The sequence below is a fragment of the Gemmatimonadota bacterium genome (genome assembly GCA_040882465.1).
Lineage (GTDB): Bacteria > Gemmatimonadota > Gemmatimonadetes > Longimicrobiales > Gaopeijiaceae > JBBEBG01.
Window position 1 is genome coordinate 83,242 of the sequence record JBBEBG010000026.1, and the last position, 16,770, is coordinate 100,011.

Annotated in this window: 18 protein-coding genes; 7 read left to right on the forward strand and 11 right to left on the reverse strand. The window is 65.3% G+C overall.

The window, feature by feature from the left end; genetic code table 11:
- Positions 1 to 25 precede the first annotated feature (25 nt).
- The 3 genes from gyrB to recF all read right to left on the reverse strand — a co-directional run bounded on the left by gyrB (position 26) and on the right by recF (position 3,687).
- Positions 26 to 1,972, reverse strand: coding sequence for a DNA topoisomerase (ATP-hydrolyzing) subunit B (gene gyrB / locus WEG36_08315; protein MEX1257606.1), 1,947 nt, complete (start codon positions 1,970 to 1,972; stop codon positions 26 to 28).
- Between the two features lie 168 nt (positions 1,973 to 2,140).
- Positions 2,141 to 2,524, reverse strand: a complete 384-nt coding sequence (locus tag WEG36_08320) for a DUF721 domain-containing protein (GenBank protein ID MEX1257607.1) — start codon at positions 2,522 to 2,524, stop codon at positions 2,141 to 2,143.
- Complete coding sequence (gene recF / locus WEG36_08325) at positions 2,521 to 3,687, reverse strand: DNA replication and repair protein RecF (GenBank protein MEX1257608.1); 1,167 nt, start codon at positions 3,685 to 3,687, stop codon at positions 2,521 to 2,523. The genes WEG36_08320 and recF overlap by 4 nt, the downstream gene beginning before the upstream one ends.
- 189 nt (positions 3,688 to 3,876) lie before the next feature.
- Between recF and ssb the strand changes: the two genes are divergently transcribed.
- Positions 3,877 to 4,317, forward strand: a complete 441-nt coding sequence (gene ssb, locus WEG36_08330; GenBank protein ID MEX1257609.1) for a single-stranded DNA-binding protein — start codon at positions 3,877 to 3,879, stop codon at positions 4,315 to 4,317.
- 31 nt (positions 4,318 to 4,348) lie between these two features.
- On the opposite strand, the gene WEG36_08335 is transcribed toward ssb, so the two are convergent.
- The 4 genes from WEG36_08335 to WEG36_08350 form a co-directional block, all read right to left on the reverse strand.
- Complete coding sequence (locus WEG36_08335) at positions 4,349 to 4,645, reverse strand: hypothetical protein (protein ID MEX1257610.1); 297 nt, start codon at positions 4,643 to 4,645, stop codon at positions 4,349 to 4,351.
- Between the two features lie 157 nt (positions 4,646 to 4,802).
- Positions 4,803 to 5,006, reverse strand: a complete 204-nt coding sequence (locus tag WEG36_08340; GenBank protein ID MEX1257611.1) for a hypothetical protein — start codon at positions 5,004 to 5,006, stop codon at positions 4,803 to 4,805.
- Between the two features lie 401 nt (positions 5,007 to 5,407).
- Positions 5,408 to 6,040 (reverse strand): hypothetical protein, encoded by a 633-nt coding sequence (locus WEG36_08345; protein MEX1257612.1) that lies wholly within the window; start codon positions 6,038 to 6,040, stop codon positions 5,408 to 5,410.
- On the reverse strand, positions 6,040 to 6,939 hold the full coding sequence (locus tag WEG36_08350) for a hypothetical protein (GenBank protein ID MEX1257613.1): 900 nt from the start codon (positions 6,937 to 6,939) through the stop codon (positions 6,040 to 6,042). The genes WEG36_08345 and WEG36_08350 overlap by 1 nt, the downstream gene beginning before the upstream one ends.
- 352 nt (positions 6,940 to 7,291) lie before the next feature.
- Between WEG36_08350 and WEG36_08355 the strand changes: the two genes are divergently transcribed.
- The 5 genes from WEG36_08355 to rpsU all read left to right on the forward strand — a co-directional run bounded on the left by WEG36_08355 (position 7,292) and on the right by rpsU (position 12,228).
- Entirely contained in the window at positions 7,292 to 7,972 is a 681-nt protein-coding gene (locus WEG36_08355) for a hypothetical protein (GenBank protein MEX1257614.1), read from the forward strand.
- 344 nt (positions 7,973 to 8,316) lie between these two features.
- Positions 8,317 to 10,029: a hypothetical protein gene (locus tag WEG36_08360; GenBank protein ID MEX1257615.1), complete on the forward strand. Its 1,713-nt coding sequence runs from the start codon at positions 8,317 to 8,319 to the stop codon at positions 10,027 to 10,029.
- 33 nt (positions 10,030 to 10,062) lie between these two features.
- Positions 10,063 to 11,007, forward strand: a complete 945-nt coding sequence (locus tag WEG36_08365) for a glycosyltransferase family 2 protein (GenBank protein MEX1257616.1) — start codon at positions 10,063 to 10,065, stop codon at positions 11,005 to 11,007.
- Positions 11,004 to 11,897, forward strand: coding sequence for a class I SAM-dependent methyltransferase (locus tag WEG36_08370; protein MEX1257617.1), 894 nt, complete (start codon positions 11,004 to 11,006; stop codon positions 11,895 to 11,897). The genes WEG36_08365 and WEG36_08370 overlap by 4 nt, the downstream gene beginning before the upstream one ends.
- Positions 11,898 to 12,024: 127 nt before the next feature.
- The gene (gene rpsU, locus WEG36_08375) at positions 12,025 to 12,228 is read left to right on the forward strand and encodes a 30S ribosomal protein S21 (GenBank protein ID MEX1257618.1); all 204 of its coding nucleotides are present in this window, start codon (positions 12,025 to 12,027) and stop codon (positions 12,226 to 12,228) included.
- Positions 12,229 to 12,238: 10 nt separating this feature from the next.
- Here the strand turns inward: rpsU and WEG36_08380 are convergent, their stop codons facing one another.
- The 4 genes from WEG36_08380 to WEG36_08395 form a co-directional block, all read right to left on the reverse strand.
- Entirely contained in the window at positions 12,239 to 12,523 is a 285-nt protein-coding gene (locus WEG36_08380) for a hypothetical protein (GenBank protein ID MEX1257619.1), read from the reverse strand.
- Positions 12,524 to 12,704: 181 nt separating this feature from the next.
- Positions 12,705 to 13,382, reverse strand: coding sequence for a zinc ribbon domain-containing protein (locus tag WEG36_08385; protein ID MEX1257620.1), 678 nt, complete (start codon positions 13,380 to 13,382; stop codon positions 12,705 to 12,707).
- A gap of 66 nt (positions 13,383 to 13,448) precedes the next feature.
- A complete protein-coding gene (locus tag WEG36_08390; GenBank protein ID MEX1257621.1) occupies positions 13,449 to 14,594 on the reverse strand; it encodes a tetratricopeptide repeat protein in 1,146 nt (381 codons plus the stop codon).
- 134 nt (positions 14,595 to 14,728) lie between these two features.
- Positions 14,729 to 15,022, reverse strand: coding sequence for a hypothetical protein (locus WEG36_08395; protein MEX1257622.1), 294 nt, complete (start codon positions 15,020 to 15,022; stop codon positions 14,729 to 14,731).
- 139 nt (positions 15,023 to 15,161) lie between these two features.
- Here WEG36_08395 and WEG36_08400 point away from each other — a divergent pair, with 139 nt between their 5' ends.
- The gene (locus WEG36_08400) at positions 15,162 to 16,760 is read left to right on the forward strand and encodes a hydantoinase B/oxoprolinase family protein (protein MEX1257623.1); all 1,599 of its coding nucleotides are present in this window, start codon (positions 15,162 to 15,164) and stop codon (positions 16,758 to 16,760) included.
- Positions 16,761 to 16,770 lie beyond the last annotated feature (10 nt).

Consider the following 16,770-nt stretch of genomic DNA (forward strand, 5'->3'; position numbering starts at 1 on the left):
CTCTTGAGGGCCGCAACGCGTCGGCTCAGACGTCCAGGTTCTTCACATAGCGAGCGTTTTTTTCGATGAACTCGCGGCGGGGCTCTACCTCGTCGCCCATGAGGCGGGAGAAGATGAGGTCCGCAGCCGCGGCGCTTTCCATCGTGACCTGGAAGATCGTACGCGACGAAGGATCCATCGTGGTATTCCAGAGCTGGTCGGGGTTCATTTCACCCAGCCCCTTGTAGCGCTGGACATTCAAACCCTTCGCCTCGTCCCCTTTTCCGTTGGTGAGGCGCTTGACGACCTCTTCGCGCTGCTCCTCGGAGTATGCGTACAGCGCCTCCTTCCCTTTTGCGACCCGGTAGAGGGGCGGTTGGGCGATGTACACGTACCCGGCCTCGATCAGCTCTCTCATCTGGCGGAAGAAAAAAGTCAGGAGGAGAGTGCGGATGTGGGCACCGTCCACGTCCGCGTCGGTCATGATGATGATCTTGTGGTAACGTGCGCCTTCGAGGTCGAAGTCGTCCCGTATGCCGGTCCCGATCGCGGTGATCATCGCCCGGATCTCTTCGTTCCCCAGGACCCTGTCGATCCGCGCGCGCTCGACGTTCAGGATCTTCCCCTTGATGGGGAGGATGGCCTGGAAGGATCGGTCGCGCCCCTGCTTTGCGCTCCCGCCGGCGCTGTCTCCCTCGACGATGAAGATCTCCGTCATCGAGGCGTCGCTGAGCGAGCAGTCGGCGAGTTTTCCAGGGAGGATTCCCCCCTCGAGCGCATTTTTTTTTCGCGCTAGGTCGCGGGCCTTCCGTGCCGCCTCGCGGGCGCGGGCCGCCTGGAGCGACTTTTCGATGATGGAGCGCGCCGACTTGGGATTCTCGTCCAGCCAGATCGCGAGTTGCTCGTTGACCGCCGCCTCGACCGCGCCCCGGACTTCGGAATTCCCGAGCTTCGTTTTCGTCTGCCCCTCGAACTGCGGTTCCATCACCCGCACAGAGAGGACGCAGGTAAGCCCCTCACGGACATCGTCGCCGGAAAGCGACTCGTCGGCCTTCTTCAGGAGATTGTTCTTCTTCGCGTAGTCGTTGATCGTGCGGGTGAGCGCCGCCTTGAGACCGGTGAGGTGAGTCCCCCCTTCGTGGGTATTGATGTTGTTCACGAAGGTGTGCGTGTTTTCTGAGAAGCCCGTGTCGTATTGGAGGGCTAGCTCGATCTCGGCCTCCGGCCGGGAGGTCTCGAAATAGAATACCTTGTCGTGGACCGGGGTTCGGGTGGAACGAAGATATTCCACGTACTCGGAGAGACCGCCTTCGAATCGGTACTCTTCTTCTCTGGGATCGTTAGCGCGCTCGTCCCTGATGACGATCCTGAGGCCGCGGTTCAGGAAGCCGAGCTCCCTGAGCCGGGAAGAGAGCGTTTCGAAGTTGTAGACGAGCTCCGTGAAGATTTCGGTGTCGGGCTTGAAGGTGACCTTCGTCCCGCTCCCCTTCGAGCTTCCGATTTTATTGAGCTCGGTCTGTTTCACGCCGCGTGCGAAGGACTGCGTCCAGCGGCCCCCGTCGCGCCAGACTTCGACGTCGAGGCGTTCGGAGAGGGCGTTCACGACGCTCACGCCCACGCCGTGGAGCCCGCCGGACACCTTGTAGCTCTCCTTATCGAACTTCCCGCCCGCGTGGAGGATCGTCATCGCGAGCTCCACCCCCGAGATATTTTCGGTGGGATGGATGTCCACGGGGATCCCGCGGCCGTCGTCCACGACGGTGACTGAATTGTCCTCATGGATGGTGACTTCGACCTTCGTGCAAAAGCCGGCCATGGCCTCGTCGATCGAGTTGTCCACGACCTCGTACACGAGGTGGTGCAGGCCCCGCCCCGAGGTGGATCCGATGTACATGCCGGGACGTTTCCGGACCGCCTCCAGCCCCTTCAGGACCTGGATTTTCCCGGATGTGTACTCGGAGTCTTTCGCCTTTTTTTCTGCTTTGTCGGCCATCGAGACGCGGGCATCCTCAGGGGATGGGAACCCAGCCGGCACGCGGAGAAACCGGTCCGGCGTCACACCGTCATAAGACAGTGAAATCTAACGGATTTCGGGGACTCCGGCCATTGCCGGACGGGCCCCTCGCGGGAGAGGAGGACACCCCTCGTCGTGGGCCCCGCCTCACCCTCGATCGCCCTCCCCAGGGGAGGGGGCCGGTGGCTTCTCCCAAAGGGTGAAGACGACTCGTTCGACCCGGCCTTCCGACTGGCCTGCATTGAGGCGCCGGAGGATTTCATGGCGCATCAGGTTCAGCTCGGACATCCAGGCGCTCGACGCCACCCGGACGAAGAGCGTCTCGCCCGAGACGCCGGTGGCCTCTGTGACGGCGGCGATCCGCTCGCCGACCACCGTGTCCCATCGGCGCACGGCGTCCTGGCGGGCGACCCCCTCGGCCAGGCCGAGCCGCCGAAGGAGTCCGCCGAGGACGTCCCCGACCCGGTGCGAGGTGACCTCCGGGCCCGTACGTTTCGGACCTTCCCCCTCCCTCGCGTTGCGATCACTCACTCCGACACGACCCCCTCCCGCATGGACCAGCGGGGGAGGAGGTCGCTCCGGAAGGAAACGTCACGCTCCTTCGGGGCCGTAAGGATGACCTGTCCGGGAGAGAGCCGGTCGAAGAGCTGGAGAAGGCGCCTGGAGCGATCCTCATCGAGCTCCGCGAAGACATCGTCCAGAAGGAGAATGGGCTCGCCCCCCCGGCTCCGGCGGGCCGTGTCGGCCTCCACGAGGCGAAGGGCGAGCGCGACCGTCCGCTGCTGGCCGCCGGACCCGTAGTCCCGTGCGTCGCTCCCCGCTCCCTCCCCTTCGATCGTGAAACGAAGCTCGTCCCGGTGGGGTCCGACGAGCGTGGTCCGGTGGCGACGCTCTTGTTCGGCGGCGCCCTGGAGCGTGCGCGAGTACCGCTCCGTCAGCTCGTGCTCCCCCGCCCCGTCACACGCGCCGGGAATGCTCGATTCGTAACGCATGGTGCTTCCTACTCCTCCCGACACCTCGGCCGAGTACGCGCGAAACCCGGGGTTGGAGGCCAGGATCCACGCGGACCTTCCCGCCGTGACGCGACTCCCCGACTCGACCAGCGCGCCGTTCCAGGCCGCCACCGCTCCCGGGTTCTCACCGCGCCGAAGCGCGGCACTCCGTTGGGCCAGCGCCTGGCGGAAGCGTTGTAGCGCGGCGAGGTAGCTCCGATCATTCAACGATAGGACGATGTCGAGGAAACGCCGCCGCCCGGCCGGACCGTCGCTCACCAGACGGACGTCGTCGGGGGTGAAGAGGACGCTCCCGAGCCCCCCGATCGCGCCGGCGATCCGAGGAACGATCTCCCCATCCACACGCACCCGTTTCTCCCGCGTGCTCGCGCGAAACGCGGCGCTGAGGGTCGCCACGACCCCAGGATGGATCTCCGGCTCGGGGGAGGGCGCGACCGGGGCCCTCCACCCCTTCCCGCCGACCGTCCCCTCGACTCTGAAGGTGTCCTCGCCGAAACGGACGAGTTGTTCGTCGCGGGCCCCGCGGAAGGATCGAAAGGTCTCGAGATAATGGATCGCTTCGAGGAGATTCGTCTTACCCTGCGCGTTCGCGCCGACGATCGCCACCCCTCCGGGAGGGAACTCGAGCCGCTGGTCGCGGAGGTTTCGGTAGCCTGTGAGCTCCAGTCGGATCAGACGCATGCGAGAAGCTACCGGGCACCCGCGGCGGCTGCCACCCGACGTGGGGGTCATCGCGGGCATGGCCCCGCCCCACCATCTCCCTTTACCTTCATCGCTTCGAGTCGGCCCGCATTCACACCGATGCCGGGCGCCCACGGATAGAGTCCAGAACCTTCGCCACCCACCCCGGAAACGGAGTCAGCTCAGGTCATGGCGCGATCCCTCAACAAGGTCATGCTCATCGGAAACCTCGGCGCGGACCCAGAAGTCCGCACCACCCCGTCGGGTGCGAAGGTCGCCAAGCTCTCCCTCGCCACCAATCGCACCTTTCAGGATCGGTCGGGACAACAGCAGGAGAAGACGGAGTGGCACCGGGTGACCTTCTTCGGCAAGCTCGCAGACATCGTGGAGCAATACACCTCGAAGGGTGATCGGCTTTACATCGAGGGACGGCTCGAATACAGCCAGACAGGAGAGGGCGACGACAAGAAGTACTGGACGGATATCGTCGCGCAGGAGATGGTGATGCTCGGATCGGGTGGTGCCGAAGGGGGAAGCGGAGCGAGCACAGGGCGAGGTGGATTCCGCGCTTCACCACCCGCCGACTCCGGAAGCAACCTCTCCGAGCCGGACGACGACCTCCCGTTTTAGGCGATCGGGAAAACTAGTGTCCCGCGGGACACTAGCGGTCGGTCGCCCCCAGGTCCGTCTCCCAGAGCCCCAGCAACTCCTTCTCGAAGCTCTCAGGATTGGCGCGGTATTCCGTCGCCCACTGATGGAAGTCGGGAAGTGCGAGTTTTCTCGAGATCCGGTCGGTCGCGAGCCTGACGATGTCGGTGTAGGAAAGTGGCTCGTTCCCCTGGCCTTCGAGCTCCCCCGCCGCATCCCGCGCGAGCACGTACATCTCGTCCGCGGTGAGACGCAGGAGGAGATCCGCGACGCGCGCCGAGCAATAATCCAGATATTTCGCCCGGAGCACCGGTTCAGAGGGCTCCTGTAGCGGGACTTCCGGATCGGTTTTTCCTGGTTGTGTCAACGTCGCCTCCCCCGGGGGAACACCCCCACAATTACCCCGAACCTTCCCTCCTGTGCCGAAAAGCGTCAAGTGTTTCGGCGAGGGCCGGGGTGCTCAGGGGTCAGACGACGCTCGAACTGCCCTCGGAGAGCGGGTCCGATTCGGGGGAGGTGTCTCGAAGGTGGCGGTAAATGGAACGGCGGGTGAGACCGTAGAGGAGGACGCGGCTGAGGAACTCAGGATCCGATTGCGCCACTTCCTCGACCTGCGCTGCGACGTCCCTGGGAAGGTGAACTTTAAGCTCGACGGGGCAGGTTTCCCACATAAGTGCTGTGTCCATCGGTGCTGAAGGGTGGACCCCGAGTCTGGGAGGCGAGCCGGCCGCTGTGTGGACCCTCGAAGGGACGCTCGACGGGTCGGCCCACCCCAAAAGTCGAACGGATGATACGAATGGAATTCGGCCGACGCAAGGCTTTTCCGTAACTCGTTGTCACACAACAGCAATTCTGTAACTATAGCGTCTTCAACGGGTTACGGAGGCGTTGAAAATGACAACTTCACCTGTTCCGCGTCCTTGCCTCCGTTCGTTTTTTTCGAATTATTGATGAGAATGTCAAGGAGCGGCGGCACTTCCAGAGGAGAACTTTTCGCGAAGGCCCCATCCGAATGTCGCGGAATTTTTTCGAAAAAAGAGAAACGCCGAGAGGACTTGCTCGCACCGATTCGTCAGGGAAGCGCCGAGCGGAGGAAGGCAAAGAGGGTGTGGTCGTCGAACGCTTCGAAGCGGATGCGGATCTCACTCGCGTCTTCGCTCCGAAACAGGTCGGCGGTGCGGCAGCTTTGGACTCCCTCGGAGCGGTGGAACTGGATGAACCCGTTCCACCCCGACGGAGCTCCGGTCAGGCAGAGGGCCGCGTACCATCCGTCCCCGAAATCGCGCACCGCAACGGTGACGGGGTCCTCACGCCGAGGCGCGGAGAGGATCTCGAGCTCTTCCAGGTACGCAGCGCGATTCGCCAGATAAAGGGGGATCCATTCCTCGTACGGAGGAAGCGGGAGGATCGCGCGTGCATATCTACGCGCAATCGCGAGGGGATCCCTTCCGTCCGCATCTCCCTCTGCCTCGGCCCACGCCGCCGCCCGACGGTAAAAGGGACGGAGCGCGTTGCGGGTCATCAAGGAGAGGAGCCCCATCGCCTCCCGCTCGCAGTAACGCTCGTACAGCCCGCGTAAGCTCTCCGGAACTGGGAAGGTCCCGCCACGGTAACGGAGCATCCGGCGCGGAGTTCCCGGTGGTGCCCCCGGGGTGCGGGTAGCCAGGTCCTCCCGCTGGGCGCGCAAGTCGGTGGAATCCACCATCAATGCACGCTCCCCGACCCGATGGGCGCCCCGCGCGGTGTAGGCACGACGACCTTCTCGAGCGACGGCACCTCCGGGAGATCACCCAGACTTCGAAGTGAGTCCCGTTCTCCGAACGTCGTCATCAACTCACGGAGGGAGCCGAGCCGCTCCGGCTCGAACCGCCCGAGGAGACGGACCATTCCCTTCCGCAGATTGCCGAGCAGCACACGCGTCTCCGAAAGCGTGCGCGGAATATCGAGCGGGATCTGATAAAGCTGCGCCCCCAGCGCGTCCCTCATGGGACCTCTGAGGAGATCCCGGCCCGGGAAGGCTTCCGCCAGTCCCGCCTCCAGCTCCGGACTGGGCGTGGATCTCGCGGTACGCACGACGAGGGTGACGGCGTCGTAATCCAGGTGCGCTCGTACGACTCCCCCTGCGGGAAGGAGGAGGCGCACGGCCGTCCCTTCATGGAGGTCGAGGTCCTGGCAGAGATCACGGAATCCAATCCGAAGGACGGTCGCTCGCGTCAGCGGTCCGAATCCCGCACCGCGCAGCGCACGAAGCGCCATGTTGAAGGTGAAGGCGCGCGCCCTCTCGATCCCGTTGGCATCGGAGTCCGCCACCACGCGGCAGAGGCTCCGCAAGCCGGACGGGTAGAGCCACCCCATCACCACGAGGGGCCCGGAGAGGTCCACGACCCGATATTCGGCACTCCCGAGATCGATCACGTCCGCACGCACTGGATCGCTCCCGTCCACGACGACGCCGAATCCGATGTCCTGGATTCGCCCCCCGGGTGGACTCCGGTCCGCGCCGTCGCGAAAGGGCAGGACCGCTCGAGTGAGCGAGACTTCGAAGGTCCCCGTGAGCGCGGACTCGGACTCGGCGCCGGACTGTGTGTTCAGGTGTGGCTGCATCAGCGCGTCTCTCGAACCCGGGCCGAGGTTGATTCTCGCGGAAGGCCTGCCACCGTGGCTCCGCCGACTTCCTCCAGATCCCGCGTCACCTGCGCGCCAGGAGGGGGGATCCACGTTAACGATTCCTTTTGACCGATGGCAAGGGAATTCGCCGTCCTTGAGGCGCTGGTTGAACCAAGGACTCGTCTCGCTCGCCACACCTTGCAACGAGCGTGCCGCGGACTCGAGAAGGTCGCCCGTCCGCCCGGCTTTTTGGCTTGCTCGCCTATGACGCACCCGGCATCTTCCGACATCGTGTCCTCGCGGCGTCATGTTTTCGCGCCGCACCGACACTCACGCCTCTGGAGGGTTCGTGCGGCTCGATCGCGTTCACCGACGTTCGATGGGATTTCTGGACCGCGAAGACGAGTGCTGGTCGTGTTTCTTAGTGACCTACGAGAGCGACGGCGGTCGGTGGCGCGGCTATTTCTCCTTCCGGCCGCGCGACGCCACCGGAGAAGAAGCGGACATCCGGACCGCGGACATCTTCCTGGAGGATTCGGAAGGCCAGATCGACCGAAAGGCCCGGGGACTCGGGCGTCCTCTCCTCTCAGGACTTCTCTCCTCGGCGCTGCATGCCGCCGAGGGGAGCGTCGAGGCGCTGCCCCGGCTCAGGAAGTGGTTTCGCGCCGTGCTCCAGGAAAATGCGCGGGAGCTCGCCGGAGAGTGGGAGGCGGACCCCCACCCCGCCGGGGGCCGCACGATCGCGGACCTGCGGTCCATTTATGCCTCGTACCGGCTCGACCAGGTCGCCCACTTCATCACTCTCGTGCGATCCGAAGACTTCCAGGAGGCCGTCCGCCGGATTCTCGAGGGGAAGACCTTCGACTTTGGCGCGAAGGACCGCCTTCAATTCGCGATGATGGTGATCGAGTTCATCGAACGGCACCTTCCCCTCCCGCCCTTCGAAATCTGGGCGGAGGACTACCTGGCTCATCCCGATGCCTACCGGCTCTACGCACACACTCTTCACCGCACGGGAAGGTTGCCCTGAGGAACCTCTCGCCGCCGCCGCATTTTTGAGTGACGCGGCCCCTTGCCACTACGACAGGGTGATCGGCATTCTCACCCGCGGCTCCTCGGGGTTCCGCCGCGACAGTCTTCCCAGCTTGAGGTGAGCGCCGGCCGGGACCTCCGGGTGGGCCGGACCGGGTGTGCGTGCCATCCTTTCTGTGATGGGGAATTCCTCCCAACTGCGAGGCCTCGAGGCCGGCATGATCGACGTGGCTCTGACCACCGGGCTCTCGGTACCCTCTCTTTGGCTTGTCCCGCGGAGCTCCGCACGGAGCATGTTCCAGCTCCCCATGCCGTGGCCCGGACGAGCCGGAGGAAGCCGGGATGGATGACCGGCTGTCCCGGAGGACGACCGTTCTGGTCGCTTCCTTCTTGGCTCTCGCGTTCGTGGCCTCCAGGGTGACGGCGCTCGCGCATCGCATCATCCTGGCGGACAACGACAGCGCCGGATATCTGACTCAGGCTCAACACCTCGTGAGCCAGGGGTGGGCCGCGTACTTGGGGCTCTTGCCCGATGCCACCCCGGCCTATCCCTTCTCCATTGCTCTGATCACCGCGGCGACCGGGATCACGCCGGCGCTGGCCGGGCGGATGATTTCCCTGGGGGCCTCCGCCCTCATCGCGACTCTCGTGTTCAGCACCGCGACCCTTCTCTTCTCCCGAAGGACAGGTCTCATCGCGTTGGCGCTCGTGGTCGTGAGTGCTCCGCTCACCTACTGGGCCGTAAGCATCCTGACGGAGCCCCTCTTCGTCGCGCTCGTGCATCTGGGGCTTTATTTGTTCCTTGCGCACTACCTGGTCGGGAGGAAGGCGGAGGTCGGAGGGGAAGCTGGGGAGTCCCTGGCCCCGGGGTCCCCCGCCTTGCGTTGGGGCGCCGCGCTCGGGGCGATCTTCGCGATCGCCTTCCTGACCCGCTTCGAGGGAGTGATCTACCTGGCGCTGGTTCCGTTCTGGGCGGGCCTTCTCCTCGTGGCGAACGGCTCCATCCGGACAGGGTGGCGGCGGTGGCTTGCATGGTCCGCCGCCTTCGGCATCACCTTCGCGATTCTCAGCGCGCCCCAAGTGTTGAAGGTCAGTACCCAGGCGGGAACCTTCATGCTCAATGGCCGACAGGTGTGGTCCGCGGTTCTCAACGCGCCTGGTCCGGAGAGCTACGAGGAGCGGATCTACGGATTGGACTACGCGGATGACCAAGTCAACATCGATTACCTCCAGCTGCACCCGGACGTGTTGTCGAACGAACCGCTCGACATCGTGGGCACCCTAGCCCTCTTGTCGGCGAATTCCGAAGAGGCGTTGGACGGACGCCTTCCGGAACTTTTCGGACTCTTCACGATAGTCCTCGCGGCCTTCGGCCTCATGGCATTGATGCGGAGGCCGCACAGAAGATTCACCGTGCCCGTCATCCTGACCTTTTTCATCCTATCCACGGTTCCATCTCTGCTGCACAACGTGACCCTCCGCCACCTGATGATTCTCGTTCCGCTGGGACTCGTTCTTGCGGCTGAGGGCGTGTTGGAGACCGCGCGCGCGATCGGTGTGGGGAAACGATGGGAACGGGCCTGGATCGGGGCCGGCGTGCTCCTCGTCCTGCTTCCGGCGGTTCCGAATCTCGTGCGCATCCATGCCCGCCCTTACGCAACGCCCACCTGGGCCCCGGCGGCATACGATCCCCGCACCTACGAGCCCCTGATCGTGGACCTCCACGCCGTCACTGACGATCCGCAGTCCGTCGTGGTAGCGACGCGGCAGGGGTTCTTCACACACCACGCCTCGTCGCGGCGCGTTCCGGTTCCGTACGCCGACTATCCGTCGCTCGTGCGCTTTCTCGAGCGCGTGGATGCGGACTATCTCCTGATGGAGTCCAACCTCGGCCACTTCCCCTTCGCGAGCGAGTTCGAGACGGCTCCCCCCCCCGATTTTGAACGATTCTCTCCGGATGAAGGACCAGACGCGGGAGGCCCGGTCCTCTATCGCTTCCGTCCCGGCGCGGGTGTAGCGGCCCCCGAAAGCGGTTCCGGGGCTCCGGGGGACTGAGGTGCCGATGGCGCCCGGGGACGGAGTCAGGTCATGACAGGCATTCCAACGGTTTCGGTCGTGGTGCCGGTCCACAACGAGGAGAGGAATCTCGGTCCCCTGCTTGAGGCGGTAGCCGACTCCCTCGGGCCTCTGGGGCTCACGTACGAGGTCGTCTTCGTGGACGACGGGAGCGCGGACGGCTCTCTCGCGCGGATTCGCGCGCTGATCGAAAGGGAACCGAGGGTAGTTCTGGTGAAGCTCAGCCGAAACTTCGGACACCAGCGGGCGCTCAGCGCCGGGATGAGGTATGCGCGCGGGGAGTGCGTGATCACGATGGACGCCGACCTGCAGCATCCGCCGGAGCTCCTCCCGACCCTGATCGAACGGTGGCGTGAGGGCTACGACGTCGTGTACACGGTCCGGAAAGACCCGAAGGAGACCCCCTGGATCAAACGGGCCACCTCCGCTGGCTTCTATCGCATTCTCAACGCGATCGCGCGGATGCACATTCCGGCGGGTGCCGCCGATTTCCGGTTGTTGGATCGGAAGATCGTGGACCTGCTCGAGGAGTTTCCCGAGCGAAACCTGTTTTTTCGCGGCCTGACGAGCTGGATGGGTTTCCGTCAGATGGCCGTGCCCTACACGGCCCGCCCGCGGCTGACGGGAGAAAGCCAGTATTCGTTCACGAAGATGCTGCGACTCGCCGCGGACGGAATCACCTCCTACACGTCGTTCCCGCTCCAGTTGGCTACCATGGCGGGGATTGCGGTGGCCGGATTGAGCTTCCTCTATGGGACCTACGCGGTCTCGGCCTGGCTCTTCACGGAACAGACCGTTCCAGGTTGGACTTCCGTGCTTGTGTCCGTCCTCTTTCTGGGTGGGATCCAACTGATCAGCATCGGGATCGTCGGCGCGTATGTCGGACAGATCTTTCAGGAAGCTAAGGGACGTCCCCGGTACCTCGTGGAAAGCGTCGAGAACGCCCGAGAGAGATGAGCCTGGGTCTTACGTGCCTCGTTTGCACCAAGAACGAGTTACGGAAGTTTCACTCCGACCTGTTACGGTGCGGTAACTGCGGCTTCGTCACCGCCGAGAACACCCCGAGTCCGGCCGACCTGAGGGAGCTTTACAGCGGCCAATATTTCCGCGGCGGGGAGTACGCGGACTATCTCCGCGACCGAGTCGCGATTCAGAAGAACCTCGGTCGCCGCCTTCGGACGGTGCGGAAATACGTGAAGGCCGGGTTCCTGGTGGAAGTCGGTTCCGCCTATGGCTTCTTCCTCGACCTCGCGCGACGTCACTTCGAGGTTCTCGGATTCGAGCTGTCGGGGGAAGCGGCCGCATACGCGAGGGACACTTTACAGGTTCCCACGCGGACCCGTGACTTCGCCGAGGGGCCGTGGGAGGGACCGCGGCCGGATGTCATCGTGATGCGGGACGTGATCGAACACCTCGTTCGGCCCGACGCATTCATCGAACGTGCCTCGCGCATCCTTGCTCCCGGTGGTGTCCTCTGCCTGACGACGGGGGACATCGGGAGTGCAAATGCCCGCCTTCGCGGCGCGCGGTGGCGGATGATTCACCCGCCGACCCACCTGCGTTATTTCTCGGTGGACTCTCTCTCTCGGCTCCTGGCCCGGTACTCGTTCGAGATCGACGAGGTATCGCGTCCCGGGTTCACCCGAAGCATGGATCAGATCCTCTATGGGGCGCTCGCTCTTAGGGGCGGCGGCGGCGCGCGACTCTATCGGTCGGTGGAATGGGCTGTGCCTCGGGGCCTGACCATCTACCTGAATCTCTTCGACATCATGTGCGTGGTGGCGCGACGGGCGCCGTCGTCGGAAGCCGGCGCGCGACTTCGCTTGGACGACCCGCCCAACGAGTAGCCGGCGTCGTTGCCTCTCGAGCCGAACCATTACCTCCCTGTCTCCACTCATTGATGGTGCAGGAAGTTCCCCCTATATTTAGGATTCCTGTCCGTAGGGCATCACAGTTCTGAGGAGAGTGGTTCGTTTGGAAGTCATCGTTCAGGAGGGCGAGAACCTCGAACGCGCACTCCGCAAGTTCAAGCGGAAGGTGCAGCGCTCCGGCCTTTATTCGGAGCTTCGCAAGCGCCGGTTTTACGAGAAGCCCAGCGCGCAGCGAAAGAGAAAGCGCGAAGCGGCGATCCGGCGCGAGCGCCGGCGTCAGCGACGGGACCCACGCCCGCGCATTTAGGGCCCTTGCCTCAAGGCGCCGTCACCCGGATTTCCCCCGCCACCGGCGCCCCGTTTCCTTCGATTCGAAAGTGATACGACCCTTGGGGGGCCCCCTCGAAGGTCAACACGAGCCTCGCGCCTCTCTCCACCAGGGGGGGCGGCCGGTCTTGCGACGTCTCCCGTAGGAATTCCAGCCTGGGTCCCGCGATCCGGTCCTCCGCGAATCGGAGGAGATGCACCCGGTTGTCCAGCACCACGAACTGGACGACATCGCCGGGTCGCGCTTCGGTCACGGCCGGAAGTACGCGGGTCAACTCTCCTCGCCCACTCAGGTCCACCCGATGGATTGCCACATCGTCGGGAATTCCGAGCTCCGCACGGAGTTCGGGATCGGAGGGAGGCGGCGGGGGCGGCCCCTCGCAGGCCCAGCCCACACACGCGACGGCGACCGCCGCGAGCCGGACGCGACGCGCGCGGGTCGACCTCCGGGCCCCCTCAGCCCTGGGCAGGCTCGCCACAGGAGACACAATAGAGCCAGCCTCGCTCCAGTGGCTCGCCGCAGTGGCGGCACGGAACGACGAAGAGGTTGGCCCCGCATCGGGGGCAGAAGCGCAGATTTTCCCGGTCAGGAAGGGCTCCGTCGCATTCGGGACAATGGTCCACCGCCGGCCCACCTCTTGGGCCTTCCCTCTTCGCCGGGGGGACGGATTCCTTCTCTGTCTCGGCGGTGGAAGTCTCCCGCGGCATGGTCTCAGAGGAACCTTCGCCCGTGTCCAGCGTCGCCTGAATGCCGCGCTCGCGATCCTCGTCGACGGCCCGGGGGGAGATCGAGGCCAGCCGCGCCGGATTGAGCCGCACTCCGACCGCCGCGAACTCCCGATAGATCCCGGTGTTCGGGTTCGATTGATCGAGCTCCCTCCGGATCTTGGCGCAAGCCGGATCTGACTCGAGGATCAGGAAGTCACCTTGACCGGCGAGGAGGCGGAGGAGGGCGTCCTCGTAATCCCCGTTCATGCGGACGCCGAGACGATCCCGGTGGGTCCGATACGGAACGAGCGACTGGTAGATCTCCGCGACGGTGAAGGATCCCTCGAGGTACTCGGGCGCACCCCGGTGGATCTCCTCGACGAGAATCCGGTGGAATCTTTCGACGAGCTTGGTGTCGGTCTGCATTGGGATGGTCGAGAAGGAGGGAACGGCGGCGAAGCGCGGGCTCCGGTAAGGTCAAAGGCCGCCGGGTCATTCGCCGGCGGGAGCCGGGTCACCAGAGTTGGCCTGCAAGTCGTTCAAGTGAAGGAGGCCCGCGTCTGCGGCCGTGCGAACGAAGGCCTCCGGATCCCCGTATGGTACCTCCACTCCATGCTGTTCGAGCCAACGCTCAGCCATTCTCCGCATGAACGGAACCAGTGCCTCGTGCGAAAAGCCGAGGTGATCCCGGAACTGGCGGACGACATCGGAAAAAGGCCCGCGGAGAATCTGCCCGCCGGCGAGCCTCACCTGCACATAGTCCGCGGCGGCGCCCGGTCCCGATCCGAGGCCGAAGAGTTCGAGTTGGTTTTCGTCGTGGAGCGCCCATGGATGAGAACCCGATACGCGGGCCTCGACCTCCGCGAGGATCTCCTCCACGGGATCCCACTCAAGGGTCTCCAGCTGCGTGAGACGCTCGCTCCAGGGGCGGAGGCGCGCGTCGCCTTCGGGCACCCCCGTGACGGAGCGCTTGAGGTCGAGGACACGCCACACCGCGAGGGAATCCCAGTGCTCCGCCGGCGGCACCCGTTCGAATTCCCGAAGGGAACCTTCCCAGTCTCCCCTGTCGTAGAGGAGGTGCCCTAGATAGGTCCGTGCCTCGTGGAGATCGGGGTCGAGACGCAACGCGCGGCGGAGATGACGACACGCCGCGACCTCGTCGCCCAACCGATGAACCGTGTACCCCATCGAGGCGACGGCCTCGGCCGAATCGGGACGCGCGGCGGCGAGCCGTGCGAACGCCTGCTTGGCCTGCGCGAAAAGTCCTTCGCGGTAAAGGGCCCGGCCCATCGTGAGCATGAGCTCGACATCGTCTTCGTAACCGAGGGCCTCGACCCTGCGGAAGAGATCGAGCCCCTCGCTCGACCGGCCGAGTCGCAGGAGGACCTCGCCCATCCCGACCATGGCGTCTTCGTGCCCGGCATCAAGGATGAGCGCGCGCTCGAAGGCGAGCCGAGCCCAAGCGAACTCCTCGCGGGCAAGTCGGGCGTGACCCAGCCCGACGTAAAGGTCCACGGCATTCGGATATAGAGCGAGGCCCTCTTTCAACGTCTCGAGGGCCCCGTCCACGTCACCTTCGTTGTAGAGACTGTGAGCTCGCTCGTCGTATTCTTCCGAGCTCCAGAACCGATCCACCATATCCGAGTCTCTCCCGGGCGGAGGTGGCGGGTGGACGTACGGCGCGCCGCGGGTATGGCGACCCGGGGAGCCGACCATCCCGAATGTAAAGGGATGCGGATGGACCGGCCACTCCCGCGCAGGGCCGCGCCTCGTTAAGCCGGCGATCCCTCCTCGGCGCTCGCCGCGACGGCTTCCTTCTCCGTGCCCCGCCCGTTCGGGCTCCCCCGGCCGTGGGCGATGGCGGGGCGGCAAAACCGGAGTCCCACGGTGTAAAGCTCGCGGAGATCGGCTTCCGCCAGATCCGGATACCGCTCTCCCAGATAACCCATCGTCTCCTCCAGCCACTCCTCTTGATCCTTGTCGGCCGCTTGCAGGACGCCGCATCGGTTGATGTGGCTGAAAAGCTCGTCCCGCGCGCGGTCCTTCAGCTTGCTCCTATCGGTCATGAAGCCTCCACCCTATGGTCAAATGATGCTCGATTCGTCGAGGAAGGGCACGTGGAAGGTCCCGGAAACGGGGCCCCCGACCCAAAAACATGCTAAGGTAACGGAACTTCGAGGGCGCATTCAAGCGACGAACCCCCCCGTGCATCCTCCCGCGACGACTCTCGGATCCATCGAAATCGAGGTGTTCCGGCACCTCTTCACCGCCCTGGCTGAAGAGATGGGTGCTACGCTCCGGCGGGCCGGATCCTCCCCGAACATCAAGGAAAGGAGGGATTACTCCTGCGCGCTTTTTTCGCCGGGCGGGACCCTCGTCGCGCAGGGCGACCACATGCCCGTGCACCTCGGGGCACTCCCCATGAGTGTAGCCGCGACACTTCGGGCCCTCGGTCCCCTCGCCCCGGGGGACGTCGCGATCCTGAACGACCCCTACGAAGGAGGGACGCACCTGCCCGACATCACCATGGTGGCGCCCGCGATCCATCCCGCTAGCGGTACCCGTCTCGGTTATGTGGCGGCGCGCGCCCACCACGCGGACGTCGGGGGAATGACGCCCGGCTCCATGCCGATCGCCCGTGAGATCTTCCAGGAGGGCCTTCGAATTCCCCCGGTCCATCTGATCCGGGAGGGCCGGAGGGTCCCGGAGACCTGGAGACTCCTCCTGGCGAACGTGCGCACGCCGGCGGAGAGGGAGGGGGATCTCGATGCGCAACTCGGGGCCCTCGAGGTCGGGATCCGGCGACTTGGCGAGATGGCCGACCGGAGGGGCGCCGAGAGCATACTCTCCGCCCAGAGTGAGCTGGTTGCATATGGCGACCGACTCGTCCACGAAGGGATTCGGCGGATCCCGGCGGGGCGATGGACCGCGGACGACCAACTCGACTCCGACGGAATGGGCACCGAGTCCATTCCGATCCGCGTGGAGCTCTCGACGGACGGCGAACGGATCCGTCTCGACTTCACGGGGAGTGGGGAGCAAGCCGCGGGCGGGGTGAACGCCGTGGCCGCGGTCACGAGCTCCGCCGCCCGCTACGTCCTGCGATGTGTCGTCGAGGACCTCCTCGGGACCGATCTCCCCGCGGGCGGGGGGTCCATGAGCGCAATGGAACTCGTCCTGCCCGAAGGAAGCATCGTGAACGCGAGTCCCCCCGCCGCCGTCGCGGCCGGAAACGTAGAGACGAGCCAGAGAATCACCGACGTCCTCTTCCAGGCCTTCGCTCTCGCGCTCCCCGATCGGATACCGGCCCTCTCTCAGGGAACGATGAACAACATGACGATCGGTGGGCTCGACCCGCGGACCGGACGGCACTTCGCGTATTACGAGACGGTCGGAGGTGGAATGGGAGCGGGGCCGCGCGCCTCGGGACTCTCCGGCGTGCATACCCACATGTCCAATACGATGAACACTCCGATCGAGGCGCTGGAACACACATACCCGGTTCGGGTTCTGCGCTACGCCATCCGCCGGGGATCGGGGGGAAAGGGCCTCCACCGGGGCGGAGACGGCCTCCGGAGGGACGTCCAGCTCCTCGCCCCCGCGGAGGTAACGCTCCTCAGCGAGCGGCGCCGCCAGGGGCCCAGAGGGGCGCGCGGAGGGGAGGACGGCGCGGTAGGCGAAAACGTGCTCATTCGGGGGACGCGCGCTACGGCGCTCGCCGACAAAGTGACCTTCAGGTGTGAGGCCGGGGACGTCGTGAGCATCCGGTCGCCGGGGGGCGGCGGCTGGGGCGTGGGGCGCTGACCGGAAGAGA

Coding starts and splice junctions, on each gene's coding strand:
- gyrB (MEX1257606.1), bottom strand. CDS start 1,972: ATGGCCGACAAAGCAGAAAAAAAGGCGAAAGACTCCGAGTACACATCC.
- recF (MEX1257608.1), bottom strand. CDS start 3,687: ATGCGTCTGATCCGACTGGAGCTCACAGGCTACCGAAACCTCCGCGAC.
- ssb (MEX1257609.1), top strand. CDS start 3,877: ATGGCGCGATCCCTCAACAAGGTCATGCTCATCGGAAACCTCGGCGCG.
- WEG36_08340 (MEX1257611.1), bottom strand. CDS start 5,006: ATGTGGGAAACCTGCCCCGTCGAGCTTAAAGTTCACCTTCCCAGGGAC.
- WEG36_08345 (MEX1257612.1), bottom strand. CDS start 6,040: ATGGTGGATTCCACCGACTTGCGCGCCCAGCGGGAGGACCTGGCTACC.
- WEG36_08350 (MEX1257613.1), bottom strand. CDS start 6,939: ATGCAGCCACACCTGAACACACAGTCCGGCGCCGAGTCCGAGTCCGCG.
- WEG36_08360 (MEX1257615.1), top strand. CDS start 8,317: ATGGATGACCGGCTGTCCCGGAGGACGACCGTTCTGGTCGCTTCCTTC.
- WEG36_08365 (MEX1257616.1), top strand. CDS start 10,063: ATGACAGGCATTCCAACGGTTTCGGTCGTGGTGCCGGTCCACAACGAG.
- WEG36_08370 (MEX1257617.1), top strand. CDS start 11,004: ATGAGCCTGGGTCTTACGTGCCTCGTTTGCACCAAGAACGAGTTACGG.
- WEG36_08385 (MEX1257620.1), bottom strand. CDS start 13,382: ATGCAGACCGACACCAAGCTCGTCGAAAGATTCCACCGGATTCTCGTC.
- WEG36_08390 (MEX1257621.1), bottom strand. CDS start 14,594: ATGGTGGATCGGTTCTGGAGCTCGGAAGAATACGACGAGCGAGCTCAC.
- WEG36_08395 (MEX1257622.1), bottom strand. CDS start 15,022: ATGACCGATAGGAGCAAGCTGAAGGACCGCGCGCGGGACGAGCTTTTC.